Genomic DNA, 13,828 nt, shown 5'->3' on the forward strand with positions numbered 1-13,828 from the left:
ATAGAAACGGGGAGAACATGGGTTATGAACGCTACGCTTAACAACTGGATCGGCGGCGATTGGGTCGCGTCCGCCTCCAACCAGACGGAGGAGGTCCACAACCCGGCTACGGGAGAAACGCTGGCAAAGGTGCCGTTGTCCACGCAGGCCGATCTCGATGGGGCGGTTGATGCGGCGACAGAAGCTTTTGCCTCCTGGAGCCGGACGCCCGTCCCGCGCCGGGCACGGGTGCTGTTTAAGTACCAGCAGCTGCTCGTGGAGCATTGGGATGAATTAGCTCGGCTTATTACGTTGGAGAACGGCAAAAGCTTCAGCGAAGCGCACGGCGAGGTGCTGCGCGGCATCGAATGCGTGGAATTTGCCGCAGGCGCTCCCTCGTTGATGATGGGGAAGCAGTTGCCGGACATCGCTTCGAACCTTGAATCCGGGATGTACCGCTATCCGTTGGGTGTCGTTGGCGGCATCACGCCGTTTAATTTTCCGATGATGGTGCCTTGCTGGATGTTCCCGCTGGCGATCGCGTGCGGCAATACGTTTGTGCTTAAACCGTCCGAACGGACGCCGCTGCTGGCGAACCGGCTGGCTGAACTGTTCCATGAAGCCGGCTTGCCGCCCGGCGTGCTGAACGTCGTACACGGGGCGCACGAGGTCGTAAACGGGTTGCTGCGTCATCCCGGCGTTAAGGCGATCTCGTTTGTTGGATCGCAGCCGGTGGCCGAATACGTGTACGCAACCGGCGCGGCAAACGGCAAACGCGTTCAAGCATTAGCCGGAGCCAAAAACCATACGATCGTCATGCCGGATGCGGATCTGGACCTTGCGGTCAAGGAAATCGTCAGCGCGGCGTTTGGCTCCGCGGGCGAACGCTGCATGGCTTGCGCTGTCGTCGTTGCCGTCGGCGACATCGCGGACGATTTGGTCGCCCGGTTGTCTGCCGCCGCGGATAAGCTGAAGATCGGCAACGGCCTTGGCGAAGGGGTGTTCCTTGGCCCGGTCATTCGGCAGCCGCACAAGGAACGGACGATTCACTATATCGAAAGCGGCGTCGCCGAAGGAGCCGTGCTCGTCAGGGACGGGCGCGAGGATGCGGCGGCCAGCGGTGAGGGCTTCTTCCTCGGCCCAACGATCTTCGATCAGGTGAACGGGGAGATGGCGATCGGCAGGGACGAGATTTTTGCACCGGTCCTGTCGGTGATGCGGGCCGGAACGCTGGAGGAGGCGGTCGAGATCGCCAATCGCTCGGAGTTTGCGAACGGCGCTTGTCTGTTTACCCGCAGCGGAGCCAATGTGCGCATGTTCCGTGAGACGATCGACGCCGGGATGCTGGGAATCAATCTGGGCGTGCCTGCTCCGATGGCGTTCTTTCCGTTCTCCGGTTATAAGAAATCATTCTACGGTGACTTGCATGCGAACGGCACGGATGGGGTTGAATTTTATACGCGCAAAAAAATGGTGACCGCTCGCTGGTCGTGACCAGGTCGAAGCAGGTGGGAGGAACGACATGGACAAAGTAAGGATCGGCGTCATCGGCGCCGGGAGAATCGGCAAAATTCACGTCGACAATCTATTAAAACTGCCGCAAGCGGAGATCCTCGCGATCAGCGATTTGTATGCGGACGTCGATTTGGAGGAATGGGCGCAGGTGAGGGGAATCCCGATCGTGACGACCGACAGCGACGCGGTGATTCATCACCCCGACATCGATGCGGTATTTATCTGCTCGTCCACAGACAGCCATGTTCCGCTCATCAAAAGCGCCGCGAGAAACGGCAAGCATATTTTTTGCGAAAAACCGATCAGCATGGATTTCCGCCAGACGAAGGAGGCGCTGGAGGAAGTGCGCCGCGCCGGCGTGAAGCTGCAGGTGGGCTTCAACCGCCGGTTTGACCACAACTTCCGCCGGATTCGCGAGCATGTCGAGTCGGGAGCGATCGGCGATGTGCAGCTTATCAAAATAACGTCCCGCGATCCGAGCCCGCCTCCAGAGTCCTACATCGCGGTGTCCGGCGGCATCTTCATGGACATGATGATCCATGACTTCGATATGGCGCGCTATCTGTCCGGCAGCGAGGTGGAGGAGGTGTTCGCGCAAGGCGGTGTACTGATCGATCCCGCATTTGCGAAATACGACGATGTGGATACGGCGATCGTCACGCTGCGTTTCGCAAACGGTGCTCTCGGCGTGATCGATTGCAGCCGTCAAGCGGCATACGGGTACGATCAGCGCGCGGAAGCGTTTGGCTCCCTCGGAGCAGCCACTGCCGACAACGATTATGCCAATACCGTGGCGCTTAGTACGGCGGAAGGCGTGCAAAGCGACAAGCCGCTTTACTTCTTCCTCGAGCGTTATTCCGAGGCGTACCTCCTAGAGACACAGCAATTTATCGAATGCGTGCGGAGCGGTCAGCCGGTTCCGGTTGACGGCGAGGACGGCCGGCAAGCGGAGCGAATCGCCGCTGCGGCGAAGCGGTCGCTTCGGGAGCGCCGGATCGTCAAGCTGTCGGAGCTGGACGTCGCTGAATCCATCCATGCAGGAAATGAAGGGAGATGAGGAAATGTCGAATTTGATCGTTCGTCCCGACCGAGGAGTGCCGGGCGAGCGCCCCCTGCTGTCGGTGACGCCCGAGTCCGCCGGTTGGAGTTATGTCGGGTTTGACGTGCACAGATTGAAGCCCGGGGAGAAACTCGCACGGAGTACAGAGGATCGCGAGTATTGCCTTGTGATCCTGGAAGGAAAGGTGAACGTATCGACGGCGGAGTCCCAGTGGGAGGCGGTTGGCGAGCGAATGAGCGTCTTCGAGCGCATTCCTCCGCACGCGGTCTACGTTCCGGGCGGCGACCGGTACGAGGTTGAAGCGTTAACCGAAACGGAGCTCGCGATTTGCCATGCGCCGGATCGAAACAGCGGCCATCCGGCGCGGCGGATCGGGCCCGAGGATATCGGCGTAGAAGTCCGGGGGGAAGGTGCAACCAAACGTTATATCCACCATATCTTGCCGGAGCAGCAGCCTGCGGACAGCTTGCTTGTCGTCGAGGTGTTTACGCCTCCGGGAAATTGGTCCAGCTATCCCCCGCACAAGCACGACCAAGACGCCCTGCCGGGGGAAGCGCTGCTGGAAGAGACGTACTATTACAGGGTAGATCCCCCGCAAGGGTTTGCCGTTCAGCGCGTGTACACGGACGACGGCTCGCTCAACGCAACGCTGGCGGTGAAGAACGGTGAGACGGTGCTTGTGCCCAAGGGCTATCATCCGGTATCCGCGCCGCCGGGCTACCAGGTCTACTATCTCAACGTCATGGCCGGGCCCGTTCGCACTTGGAAGATTCACAACGATCCGGACCACGCCTGGACGCTGGAAGCGCCGCACACCCGCGAGGAAACCTGAGATTGAACATTTGCAAAGGGAGAACAATCATCGGATAATAGCTCAGTAGAGAGCGGCAAAGCTCGTACGATTTCATCCGAATTATGAACGAGGTTGGTTATGAAAGCGACGACGATTTACGACGTAGCCAAGGAAGCGGGCGTATCGATTGCGACCGTCTCCAACGTCATTAATGGCAAAGGCAATGTAGGCAAGAAGAAGCGGGAAGAGATATTTAAGGTGATGAACCGTCTCCAATACAAGCCAAGTGTGATCGCTTCCGCCTTGATGGGGAAGAAGACGTATACATTGGGGCTGCTTATTCCCGATGTGTCGAACCCCTTCTTCTCCGAAATCGCCCGGGCCGTGGAAGATATGGCCCATGAGGAAGGATACAGCGTCATCGTGTGCAGCACGGATAACAATGACGAACGGATCGAGAAGTATATCAAGCTTTTGGAGCAAAAAAGCGTAGACGGCCTTTTGATTGGTACCGGCGTGGAAAACGCGAACATCATTGCTCAGCTGTCTGAGAATTCCGTCCCGATCGTCATGATCGCCCGGGAGACGCCGGACATCGCCGTACACAGCGTGCTGACGGACGATTTCAAGGGCGGCTCGCTCGCTGCCGGCCATCTGCTGCAGCTCGGGCATGAGAACGTAGCGATCTTGTCCGAGAATGCCAAGTTCAGCAGCAGCAAAGAGCGGGTGAGAGGGTTTCGGTTCGCCTTGTTTGAGGCCGGCAAAACGCTGGACGACGAGCGGATCATCGCCTGCCGTTCCGCGATCCAGGACGGCAAACGAGCGGCAGCGCTGCTGCTTGAAGGGCCTAATCCGCCGACGGCCATCTTCTGCTGCAACGATATGCTGGCGATCGGAGCCTTGCAGGCAGCCCGGGAATGCGGCGTTCGCGTCCCGGAGCAGCTGTCGATCATCGGCTTTGACAACACGATTTTGTCCACCGTCACGAACCCGTCGTTGACGACGATCGCCCAGCCGACGGACGAAATGGCGAAGCTTGCTTTTGGCTTGCTCGTCTCTTCGCCGGACGAAGAGACAGACGCCATCCGACAACGCATCGTGATGCAACCGAAGCTTGTCGTCCGGGAATCCACGGGACCTGCACTGCACGAAGCCGGCCGTTAAGGCCGGCCCAGGGCTCGTGCGTAACCGGCATCATCGCCATCTCCATACAACAACGCCAACGACTAAAACCATCGCAATTCCCACATATCATCGCATCTAGTCGAACCTATCACAATCTCCGCATGCAATTCATCTAGCCAAACACCATCGCATTTTCCGAACATCGCTGCAGTATGCGTCACTTGATATCCGGTCATAAGGATTTGTTCAAATTACAATGTTAAGCGCTTACATCTAGTGAAGGAAGTGTATATCCGCATCCTGCGGGCCGTAAGGAGTCCATTTGGTATTGCTGCGAACCTTTGGGGAGGTGAGGCTGGAGCACGCGAAGTGCTAACGTGGCAGATAGAAGGAGCAGGACAGGACGTGAAATCATTAATGGAGGGGTTATATGAAAAAGTCCGGAATGTTGGGGGCACTTCTTTTATCGATAGCTGTCATTTTCGCGGGGTGCGATGGGAATAACACGGCGGCGCCCAATGCGTCGAAGTCGAACGATTCCCCGAAGAACGAAGCGTCAAAGCCCGTGGCTGGCGGCGTTCATTCGGACAGCAAGGAAGCTCCCGCGCTCGCGAAGCTTGTGGAAGAAGGCAAGCTGCCGAAGCTGGAGGAGCGGCTGCCGGTCGCAGAGGACGTTATGGTCGAGCAGGTTGTGGAGGAAATCGGCCAATACGGAGGTGACTGGACGATGGCCTGGACGGGACCGGGCGATAAGTGGGCTGTCGGGCAGCCGACGGAGGAGGCGTTGTTCCGCTTCAACGCAGACGGAACCGGGGTGGAGCCTAACGTCGCTAAGAGCTACGAGGTGAACGAGGACTCCACGGTGTTTACGATCCATCTGCGCGAAGGGATGAAATGGTCGGACGGCGTACCGTTTACGGCCGACGACGTGTTGTTCTACTGGGAGCACATGCTGACCCAAGAGACGTTTGGCAAGAAGATCTATGACGCTTACTATTCGGTAGATCCGGTCACGGGCGATAAGGCGCTTGCCGAAGTGAAGAAGGTTGACGACTATACGTTTACGGTCACGCACAAATACCCGAGCGTGCAGTTCCTCGAGCGGGTCGCGATCGATAATAAGTGGTTTTTCGCACCGGCGCATTTCCACAAGACGATTCTTCCCGAGTTCGTCGGCGAGGCGAAAACCGCCGAGATTGCCAAGCAATGGGGGTATGAGGACGCCAAGGCGTTCCTTGTCGACACCGGTTACTACTATTGGCTGCACCCGCAGATTCCAACGTTGCGCGCTTGGGTAGCCCACACGGATCCGAATAGTGATCAGTTCGTGATGGAGCGCAATCCGTACTACTGGAAAACCGATGCCGAAGGTCACCAGCTGCCTTACATGGATCGCATTGTTGTAACGAAGATTCAGGATCCAAGCCAGATCTTGCTCGGTACGCTGGCGGGCAACTATAATCTGGCGACCTATGGCGCAAAGGACTTTACGATATTGAAAGAAAACGAGAAGAAGGGCGACTTCCGCGTCCTGCAATGGACGCAGCCTGGCTGGACGAGTGCGGGCATCCAACTGAACCAGACCACGAAGGATCCGAAGCTGCGCCAGCTGTTCCAGGATATCCGCTTCCGCGAGGCGCTCTCGATTGGGGTAGACCGCAACGAAATCACCGAAATCGTGACGAACGGCATCGCCGACCCGGTGCAGGCTTCCGTTCCGGAAGGCGTGTTTGGCTACCAGGAGGGATGGGCGCAGAAATGGGCCGAGTTTGATCCGGACCGCGCGAACCAGCTGCTGGATGAAATCGGCTTAACCCGCGGCAAGGACGGCTTCCGCACGTTCCCGGACGGCTCGGATCTCACCTTGACCGATATCGAATCGAGTACGAATGCAGACGCCTTCCTGGAGCTTTTGAAGAAGTATTTTGAAGATATGGGATTGAAGTTTAACGTCAAGGTCCTCGAGTCCGGCGCGTATAACGACATGAAGTATGCCAACGAGGTTCCGATCAACACGGAGGCGATCTCCGTCGCGAACGTCGCGTTCCGTCCGGATACGCTAGTACCGCTGCGCGTCATCACGCCATGGTTTGGTCATTACGGTTTGTATACGGAGTCGGGCGGCAAGGAAGGCGTGAAGCCGGAAGGCGATGTCGCCAAAATCCTGGATCTCTGGTCGCAATTGAAAGCCAGCAGCTCCAAGGATGAAATCAATCGCATTGCGAACGAAATCTATAAGGTTCATATGGATAACCAATGGGTGATCGGCTATGCCGGCCCGACGCCAGCACTGGTTGTGGCCAGCAACAAAATGCGCAATGTTCCGGAGAACGCCGTGTGGGCCGATGAATTCCGTTCCTTGGGTCACGGGCATCCAGCGCAGTTTTACTTGAAGCAGTAACTCGGCGACACGGGGAGGCGGCGGGGATGCAAGCTTCCCGCTGCCGGGCCTCCGTGCCGGGCACGCGCGAAATCGCATTGGAGGGGACAGATAACAGATGCTTCAATACATTCTCAAGCGCATTTTATTGGCCATTCCCGTCGTCATCCTGATTTCGTTTATCGTCTTCTATATCATTCAACTGCCTCCCGGGGACTACGTGTCCACCTATGCGGCACAAATGGCGGCCGCGGGCGACAACATGACGGCGGAGGAAATGGAAGAGATGCGGGAAAACCTGGGGCTAAGCGGTCCGGTATACGAGCAATATGCGGTCTGGATCAAAAAAATCGTGCTGCACGGCGATTTCGGCTTTTCGTTTAGCTATAACAAACCGGTTCTCGACGTTGTGAAACAGTATATGGGACTGACGCTTGTCGTCTCGTTTGTCACGTTGTTCTTCCATTATGTCGTTGCGATCCCGATCGGCATCTATACCGCCGTGAAGCAGTATTCCGCCGGGGACTATTTTTTCTCAGGTCTCAGCTTTATCGGCATGGCGACGCCCAACTTTCTGCTGGCGATCATTCTGATGTTTTTCTCCTACAAATGGTTTGGGGACCCGCTGCTGGGACTGTTCTCGCCCGAGTACGTCAATGCGCCGTGGTCTATGGATAAAGTGGTCGATTTGATGAAGCACTTGATCATCCCGGTGATCGTAATCGGGATTGCGCATACCGCGGATTTGATCCGCGTCATGCGGGGCCAGATGCTCGACGAGCTGAACAAGCCCAATATCGTCACCGCCCGCGCGAAGGGCGTATCGAATTTGAAGATTCTGTTCAAATATCCTACACGCGCCGCCTTAAACCCCATTGTGAGTACGCTCGGCTGGTCGCTGTCTTCCATCTTTACGGGTTCGACCATTACCGCGATTGTCCTGAACCTGCCGATCCAGGGACCGGTTATGTACAACGCGCTGCTGGGCCAAGATATGTACCTTGCCGGATCCTGGCTGCTGTTTATGGCGCTGCTTACCGTGCTGGGAACGCTGATCTCGGATATTTTGCTGGCCTGGCTTGATCCAAAAATCCGTACAGAGTTCAGAGGTAATTGACTATGAATCCATCAACGATATTTAAAAGGAAAGTTCCGACAAACGCCAATGTCCCAAGGCCGGGCAAGCCGGACAACAAAGAGGACCTGAACTACAGCTCGCAATGGAAGCTGATGTACTTGCGGTTTAAGAAGCACAAGCTGGCCCGGATTAGCCTGGTTATTCTTGGGGTCCTGTATATTGTTGCGCTGCTGGCTCAATTTATCGCGCCGTACAGCCTGCAAAGCTATGACAGCAAATACGTCAACGCTCCGCCGACATTGCCGCGCTTCGTTGACGCCGAGGGCAAGTTCCATCTTCGTCCCTTTGTCTATGAATTAAAATCCGAGCGTGATCCGGAGACGATGCGCAAAATTTTCGTTAATAACGAGGAGAAGAGATATCCGCTGCAATTGTTCGTCAAAGGCGAGGAATACAAGTTTCTCGGGTTGTTCCGCACCGATGTTCACCTGCTCGGCGTCGAGCAGCCGGGCCGGATCTTCATGCTTGGCACGGACGGGATGGGAAGGGATTTATTCTCCCGCATCGTACTTGGCAGTCAGATCTCGTTGTCGATTCCGCTGGTTGGGGTGGGCATCAGCTTTGTGATTGGACTTATTCTCGGCGGCATCTCCGGTTACTTTGGCGGTTGGATTGATTCGCTTATCCAGCGAATCATCGAGATTATCCGCTCGTTCCCGACGCTTCCGCTGTGGATGGCGTTATCGGCGGCGATCCCGCCGCGCATCCCGGTTGTGACGATGTATCTGTACATCGTCATCATCTTTGCGCTGATCGGTTGGACGGATCTGGCGCGGGTCGTTCGGGGCAAGTTCATCTCGTTGAAGAATGAGGATTACGTTGTCGCCGCCAAAATCGCCGGGGTCAGCGATACGAAAATTATTATTAAGCATTTGCTTCCCGGCTTTATCAGCTATCTCGTTGTCGCGACAACGCTGGCGATTCCTGGCATGATTCTCTCCGAGACGGCGATGAGCTTCCTTGGTCTGGGCATCCGCTCCCCTGCGACAAGCTGGGGCGTGCTGCTGCAGGAAGCCCAGCAGATCGAGAACGTTGCGCTGTATCCGTGGAAGCTGTTCCCGCTGGGCATCGTTATTTTGACCGTGCTGACCTATAACTTCTTGGGCGACGGGATGCGGGATGCCGCCGATCCGTACAAGAAATGATCCAACGATACTATGAAGCGAGCGAGGGGACCGTATGACGACGCAACCACTAGCAACCGAGCAGCCTCTGCTCTCGGTTCGAAACTTGAAGATTCGTATCCAGATGGACAACGGGGTTATGAATGCGGTGGACGGGGTTGACTTTGATATTCAAAAAGGGAAGACCCTGGGGCTAGTCGGCGAGTCAGGCTGCGGCAAAAGCTTAACCAGCCGGTCGCTCATCAGCCTCAATCCAAAGGAGTGCGAGACGTCGGGCTCCATTCATTACCGCCCTTCCGACGGCAAGGGGGAGAAGGGGATCGACATCCTTTCCCTTGAACCCAACGGTAAGGCGATCCGCTCCATCCGCGGCCGCAGAATCTCGATGATATTTCAGGAGCCGATGACGGCGTTCTCCCCGATGTATACGATCGGCAATCAGATCGTGGAGGCGATTCGCATCCACCGGACGAAAGACAAGAAAGAAGCCAAGCAAATTGCGCTCCAGATGTTATCCAAGGTTGGCATCTCGGACGAGGAGAAGCGGTTTGATCAATATCCGCATGAGTTTTCCGGGGGGATGCGGCAGCGCGCGATGATCTCGATGGCGCTGTCGTGTAATCCCGAGCTCTTGATTGCCGACGAGCCCACGACGGCGTTGGATGTGACCATCCAGGCGCAGGTGCTTGAATTAATGCGGTCGCTTCAGCAGGAATTGGGCATGTCGATCTTGCTGGTCACGCATGACCTTGGTATCATCGCCCAGATGTGCGATGAGGTCGCGGTCATGTACCTGGGGAAAATCGTCGAGCAGGCGCCGGTGAAGGAATTGTTCCGCAATCCGAAGCATCCCTACACCAAAGGCTTAATGAGATCGATGCCGCGGCTGGGCGGCGGCAAGGAGAAGCGGCTGGAATCCATCGAGGGGTCGGTGCCGATGGCGATCGACATGCCGCCCATGTGCGGTTTCTATGAACGCTGTAAGGACCGCATCGAAGGCGTTTGCAACGCAGCCGCCGTTCCAATGACCTCGATTTCCGAGGAGCATACGGTCAGATGCTTCCTGTACTCGGAACCGCAAGGAGGTGAATCGCAATGACAAACGCGCTGCTTGATGTTGTTGGGTTAAACAAGGCGTTTCAAGTGAAGCCCAAGTCGGCGAAGCTGTTCGCCAGACCAACGCGGGTTCAGGTCTTAAACGATATTTCGTTTGAGCTGTACGAAGGCGAGACGCTGAGCATCGTCGGGGAATCGGGCTGCGGGAAGACGACGCTGGGCCGTTGCCTGGTCAAGGGCATTCCCGCCACCGCGGGGCAGGTGATGTATCGCACCGAGGAGGACGAACGCGTCGATTTTCTGGCGCTGAAGGGGAAGGAGGCCAAGCGGCTGCGCCGAGATATCCAGATGATTTTTCAGGATCCGTATTCGTCCCTTAGCCCACGCATGAGCGTGTTCGATATTATTTCGGAGCCGCTTGTCGCCAACTTCAAGCTGAGCCGGGCGGAAGTCGAAGACAAAGTGAAGGATATCGCGGAAAAAGCCGGCCTCAACGCCAGTTACCTGCGCCGGTATCCGCACGCGTTCTCCGGCGGCCAGCGGCAGCGGATCGCCATCGCCCGCGCCCTGATCATGAAGCCGCGGCTTATCGTCTGTGATGAAGCGGTGTCCGCGCTGGACGTGTCCATTCAAGCGCAGATTATTAATCTGCTTAAGGATCTGCAGGAGCAATTTAAGATCACGTACTTATTTATATCGCATGACTTGTCCATTGTTCAGAATATTTCGGACCGCGTCGCCGTCATGCACCTGGGACGTATCGTCGAGCTAGCCCCAACTAAGGAGCTGTTCGAGGGTCCAAAGCATCCGTATACGGAGGCGCTGATGTCGGCGGTACCGCAGCCCGATCCGGAAGCGGACCACAGCCGCATCATTTTGGAAGGGGAGGTGCCGAATCCGGCCCATCCGCCAAGCGGTTGCCATTTCCATCCGCGTTGTGCCTACCGCACTGAGAAGTGCATGCAGCAATCACCGGAGCTGCGAGAGATTGCAGACGGCCATTCCGTAGCTTGTCATTATGCAGAACAATTAAACTTAAGAGGTGTACGCCATGATTGAACATGCCCCAGCCAATCCGAATCCGAGAAAGCTGATTATCTTCCTCGATTGCGGAGATACAATTATTGACGAAAGTACGGAGACCCGAGATGAGGAGGGGATCGTGCTGGACGGTCAGGTGATTCCCGGCGCCGACGTGATGGTGAAGACGCTGGCGGAACGGGGATTCCGGCTGGCGATTGTCGCCGACGGCGCAGCGCAGTCGTTCAAAAACCTGCTGACCCGCAACGGAATCTTTGAATGCTTCGAGACGCTTATTTATTCTGAGAACATCCGCGCAATGAAGCCGAGCCCGCGGATGTTCAAGGCGGCGATGGGCGCGATGGAATTGGAGGAAACCGACATTCCTCGAATCATCATGGTCGGCAACAACTTAAGCCGCGATGCCAAGGGAGCAAATGCGCTCGGAATCACGAGCGTATTCCTGAACTGGACGCCGCGTTACCCGAAGACGCCGGCGGACGATTCGGAGATCCCGCGGTATACGATTGAAACTCCGCTTGAGCTGATTGAGCTGGCAGAAAGGCTGGATGCGCAGCTGTCTGAGCAAACGGCTGATGGGGGATGGAAAGAACAACAGCAGGCTTATGACCCAAGTTGACGAGGTGGTGCGGCTGACAGGGAGTCGAAAGGAGCCCCGATCGGAGGGGAGGTGCCGTGATGCGCGAGGCGGGGATGCAAATGGCGGCGTTCTTTTCCGCGTATGAAATCTATTTCCGGGTGCTGATCAGCGCGTTGCTCGGATTCGTCATCGGTTTAGACCGTACGCACAAGAATAAACCGGCGGGCGTAAAGACGTATACGTTTGTCACACTCGCCTCGGCGCTGATCACGATTGTCTCGATCGAAAGCGTCGTGCGATACGGTCATTTGCACGACCGAACGATGATGGATCCGATGCGGCTTACGGCGCAAATCGTCAGCGGGCTTGGCTTCCTCGGGGCAGGCCTCATCATGAAGGCCGGATTCGAGGTGAAGGGGCTGACGTCTGCGGCGATGATCCTGTTTGCAGGGGGCGTAGGCATTGGGATTGGAGCTGGCTTTTACGGCATCGTGATTTTTACATTGGTAACCGCCTTTGTCTTCGTCCGCTTCGGCAGCTGGATTGAGCGGAGGGAGCACGATCGGCTGGAAGCGGGCAAGTACGATATGGAGGATCATGATCCTGCGGATGAGGATGAGGATCCTTCCGTTTGATAGATAGTAAGGAACGGCAACGAATCGCCTTGGCGGAATTTCACCGCCCTACAACGGGACGAAGCGGGCTTGGGCTCCGCGGCGTCCCGTTTGCCGTTCTGCTCGCTTATACACCCGCGTTTTCCGCTGCGCTGCTGCCTGCGGTGTACCCCGTTGAGAAGGCGGCTGTAATGTTGTATCCGCCGGTATAACCGTGGACATCCAGAATTTCGCCGCAGAAATAAAGCCCTTGCATCCGCTTGGATTGCATCGTTTTGGGGTCGATTTCCTTTAAGTTCACCCCGCCGCCCGTGACGAAAGCCTCCTCAATGGATAACGTGCCGTAGACCCGGATCGGGAAGCGTTTGATGAACTGGGCGAGCTGCAACCACCTTTGCTTCGGAATGTGATCGTAAGTTAATTGGGGATCTAATTCCGCTTTTTGAAGCAGGAGCGGGATGACCTTCTCGGGCAAATAAGCTTTTAATGCATTTTTGATCGATTTTTTGGATTCCTCTTCCGCAAGCTTCAGCGTCTCTTTATAGACCTCGTCCATGCTCTTCTCGGGAGCAAAGTCGATGGACACTTCAACATTGCCCGTACCAAACTGCTTCAAAGCTTTGACGACGAATTGGCTGCACCGCAAAGCGATTGGCCCGGATATCCCAAAGTGCGTGAACAGCATGTCGCCTTGGTGCTCGATCAATCTTTTCCCCTTGGGGCTCCATACGGAAAGGGAAACATCTCGCAGGGAAAGCCCTTGCAGTTCCTTGCTTTGAATAAAGGGCTCGTTCGAGGTCAACGGAACTTCAGTTGGAAAAAGTTCCGTGATTGTATGTCCAGCGCGTTCTGCCCAGGCATACCCGTCACCCGTCGAGCCGGTTTGGGGCACGGATTTCCCGCCAACAGCGACAATCACCGCCTTGCTCTTTATCACTTCTCCTGTTTTCAGCTTGATACCGACGGTTTGTCCGTTGTCATAGAGCACCTCCTCGACGGGGCTGTTCACACGGATCTCGACGCCTTGGGACCGCACTTTATTGATCAGCGCATCTACTACGGTTTTGGCTTTATCGGAGACAGGGAACATCCGCCCGTTGTCCTCTTCTTTGAGCCTGATCCCTAACCCCTCAAAGAACGCCACGATGTCCTGATTGCCGAAAGTGGTTAAAGCGCTGTACAGGAAACGCCCGTTTCCAGGGATAAATTTGATCAGCTCATCCAGCTCTTTCGCGTTGGTGACATTACATCTTCCGCCGCCGGAGATGCCCAATTTACGCCCCAGCTTGTCCCCTTTGTCCACGAGTAGAACCTTGGCACCTTGCTTGCTTGCCGCAATGGCAGCCATCAGCCCGGAGGGGCCGCCGCCGATGACGATGACATCAACTTTTTTCATGGGAGTATCCTCTCTATTTGTACTTTC

Annotated in this window: 12 protein-coding genes; 11 read left to right on the plus strand and 1 reads right to left on the minus strand. The window is 56.3% G+C overall.

Annotation, left to right across the window (positions count from 1 at the left end; all coding sequences use genetic code 11):
* Window positions 1–24: 24 nt before the first annotated feature.
* The 11 genes from BN3277_RS11045 to BN3277_RS11095 all read left to right on the plus strand — a co-directional run bounded on the left by BN3277_RS11045 (window position 25) and on the right by BN3277_RS11095 (window position 12,426).
* Window positions 25–1,473 (plus strand): CoA-acylating methylmalonate-semialdehyde dehydrogenase, encoded by a 1,449-nt coding sequence (locus tag BN3277_RS11045; RefSeq protein ID WP_059042563.1) that lies wholly within the window; start codon window positions 25–27, stop codon window positions 1,471–1,473.
* Window positions 1,474–1,501: 28 nt separating this feature from the next.
* Entirely contained in the window at window positions 1,502–2,551 is a 1,050-nt protein-coding gene (gene iolG / locus BN3277_RS11050) for an inositol 2-dehydrogenase (RefSeq protein ID WP_059042565.1), read from the plus strand.
* A gap of 4 nt (window positions 2,552–2,555) precedes the next feature.
* Complete coding sequence (gene iolB / locus BN3277_RS11055) at window positions 2,556–3,386, plus strand: 5-deoxy-glucuronate isomerase (protein WP_059042568.1); 831 nt, start codon at window positions 2,556–2,558, stop codon at window positions 3,384–3,386.
* Between the two features lie 99 nt (window positions 3,387–3,485).
* The gene (locus BN3277_RS11060; protein WP_059042570.1) at window positions 3,486–4,511 is read left to right on the plus strand and encodes a LacI family DNA-binding transcriptional regulator; all 1,026 of its coding nucleotides are present in this window, start codon (window positions 3,486–3,488) and stop codon (window positions 4,509–4,511) included.
* 391 nt (window positions 4,512–4,902) lie between these two features.
* Entirely contained in the window at window positions 4,903–6,873 is a 1,971-nt protein-coding gene (locus tag BN3277_RS11065; RefSeq protein WP_059042572.1) for an ABC transporter substrate-binding protein, read from the plus strand.
* A gap of 97 nt (window positions 6,874–6,970) precedes the next feature.
* Window positions 6,971–7,969, plus strand: a complete 999-nt coding sequence (locus tag BN3277_RS11070; RefSeq protein ID WP_059042573.1) for an ABC transporter permease — start codon at window positions 6,971–6,973, stop codon at window positions 7,967–7,969.
* Window positions 7,970–7,971: 2 nt separating this feature from the next.
* Entirely contained in the window at window positions 7,972–9,135 is a 1,164-nt protein-coding gene (locus tag BN3277_RS11075; RefSeq protein WP_082691426.1) for an ABC transporter permease, read from the plus strand.
* A gap of 34 nt (window positions 9,136–9,169) precedes the next feature.
* Window positions 9,170–10,213, plus strand: a complete 1,044-nt coding sequence (locus BN3277_RS11080; protein ID WP_232436387.1) for an ABC transporter ATP-binding protein — start codon at window positions 9,170–9,172, stop codon at window positions 10,211–10,213.
* Window positions 10,210–11,229 carry an ABC transporter ATP-binding protein gene (locus BN3277_RS11085; protein WP_059042575.1) on the plus strand — a complete coding sequence of 340 codons (1,020 nt, stop codon included), beginning with the start codon at window positions 10,210–10,212 and terminating at the stop codon, window positions 11,227–11,229. The genes BN3277_RS11080 and BN3277_RS11085 overlap by 4 nt, the downstream gene beginning before the upstream one ends.
* Entirely contained in the window at window positions 11,222–11,830 is a 609-nt protein-coding gene (locus BN3277_RS11090; protein WP_059042577.1) for an HAD family hydrolase, read from the plus strand. The genes BN3277_RS11085 and BN3277_RS11090 overlap by 8 nt, the downstream gene beginning before the upstream one ends.
* 59 nt (window positions 11,831–11,889) lie before the next feature.
* Window positions 11,890–12,426 (plus strand): MgtC/SapB family protein, encoded by a 537-nt coding sequence (locus BN3277_RS11095; protein ID WP_232436388.1) that lies wholly within the window; start codon window positions 11,890–11,892, stop codon window positions 12,424–12,426.
* Between the two features lie 106 nt (window positions 12,427–12,532).
* Here the strand turns inward: BN3277_RS11095 and BN3277_RS11100 are convergent, their stop codons facing one another.
* Window positions 12,533–13,801, minus strand: coding sequence for a BaiN/RdsA family NAD(P)/FAD-dependent oxidoreductase (locus BN3277_RS11100; RefSeq protein ID WP_059042579.1), 1,269 nt, complete (start codon window positions 13,799–13,801; stop codon window positions 12,533–12,535).
* Window positions 13,802–13,828 lie beyond the last annotated feature (27 nt).

Source organism: Paenibacillus rubinfantis (assembly GCF_001486505.1).
In the GTDB taxonomy this organism is placed as follows: Bacteria; Bacillota; Bacilli; order Paenibacillales; family Paenibacillaceae; genus Fontibacillus; species Fontibacillus rubinfantis.

Bases quoted from the DNA above. Each gene is read 5' to 3' on its own strand.
- BN3277_RS11045 (WP_059042563.1), top strand. From the start codon at position 25: ATGAACGCTACGCTTAACAACTGGATCGGCGGCGATTGGGTCGCGTCC.
- iolG (WP_059042565.1), top strand. From the start codon at position 1,502: ATGGACAAAGTAAGGATCGGCGTCATCGGCGCCGGGAGAATCGGCAAA.
- iolB (WP_059042568.1), top strand. From the start codon at position 2,556: ATGTCGAATTTGATCGTTCGTCCCGACCGAGGAGTGCCGGGCGAGCGC.
- BN3277_RS11060 (WP_059042570.1), top strand. From the start codon at position 3,486: ATGAAAGCGACGACGATTTACGACGTAGCCAAGGAAGCGGGCGTATCG.
- BN3277_RS11065 (WP_059042572.1), top strand. From the start codon at position 4,903: ATGAAAAAGTCCGGAATGTTGGGGGCACTTCTTTTATCGATAGCTGTC.
- BN3277_RS11070 (WP_059042573.1), top strand. From the start codon at position 6,971: ATGCTTCAATACATTCTCAAGCGCATTTTATTGGCCATTCCCGTCGTC.
- BN3277_RS11075 (WP_082691426.1), top strand. From the start codon at position 7,972: ATGAATCCATCAACGATATTTAAAAGGAAAGTTCCGACAAACGCCAAT.
- BN3277_RS11080 (WP_232436387.1), top strand. From the start codon at position 9,170: ATGACGACGCAACCACTAGCAACCGAGCAGCCTCTGCTCTCGGTTCGA.
- BN3277_RS11085 (WP_059042575.1), top strand. From the start codon at position 10,210: ATGACAAACGCGCTGCTTGATGTTGTTGGGTTAAACAAGGCGTTTCAA.
- BN3277_RS11090 (WP_059042577.1), top strand. From the start codon at position 11,222: ATGATTGAACATGCCCCAGCCAATCCGAATCCGAGAAAGCTGATTATC.
- BN3277_RS11095 (WP_232436388.1), top strand. From the start codon at position 11,890: ATGCGCGAGGCGGGGATGCAAATGGCGGCGTTCTTTTCCGCGTATGAA.
- BN3277_RS11100 (WP_059042579.1), bottom strand. From the start codon at position 13,801: ATGAAAAAAGTTGATGTCATCGTCATCGGCGGCGGCCCCTCCGGGCTG.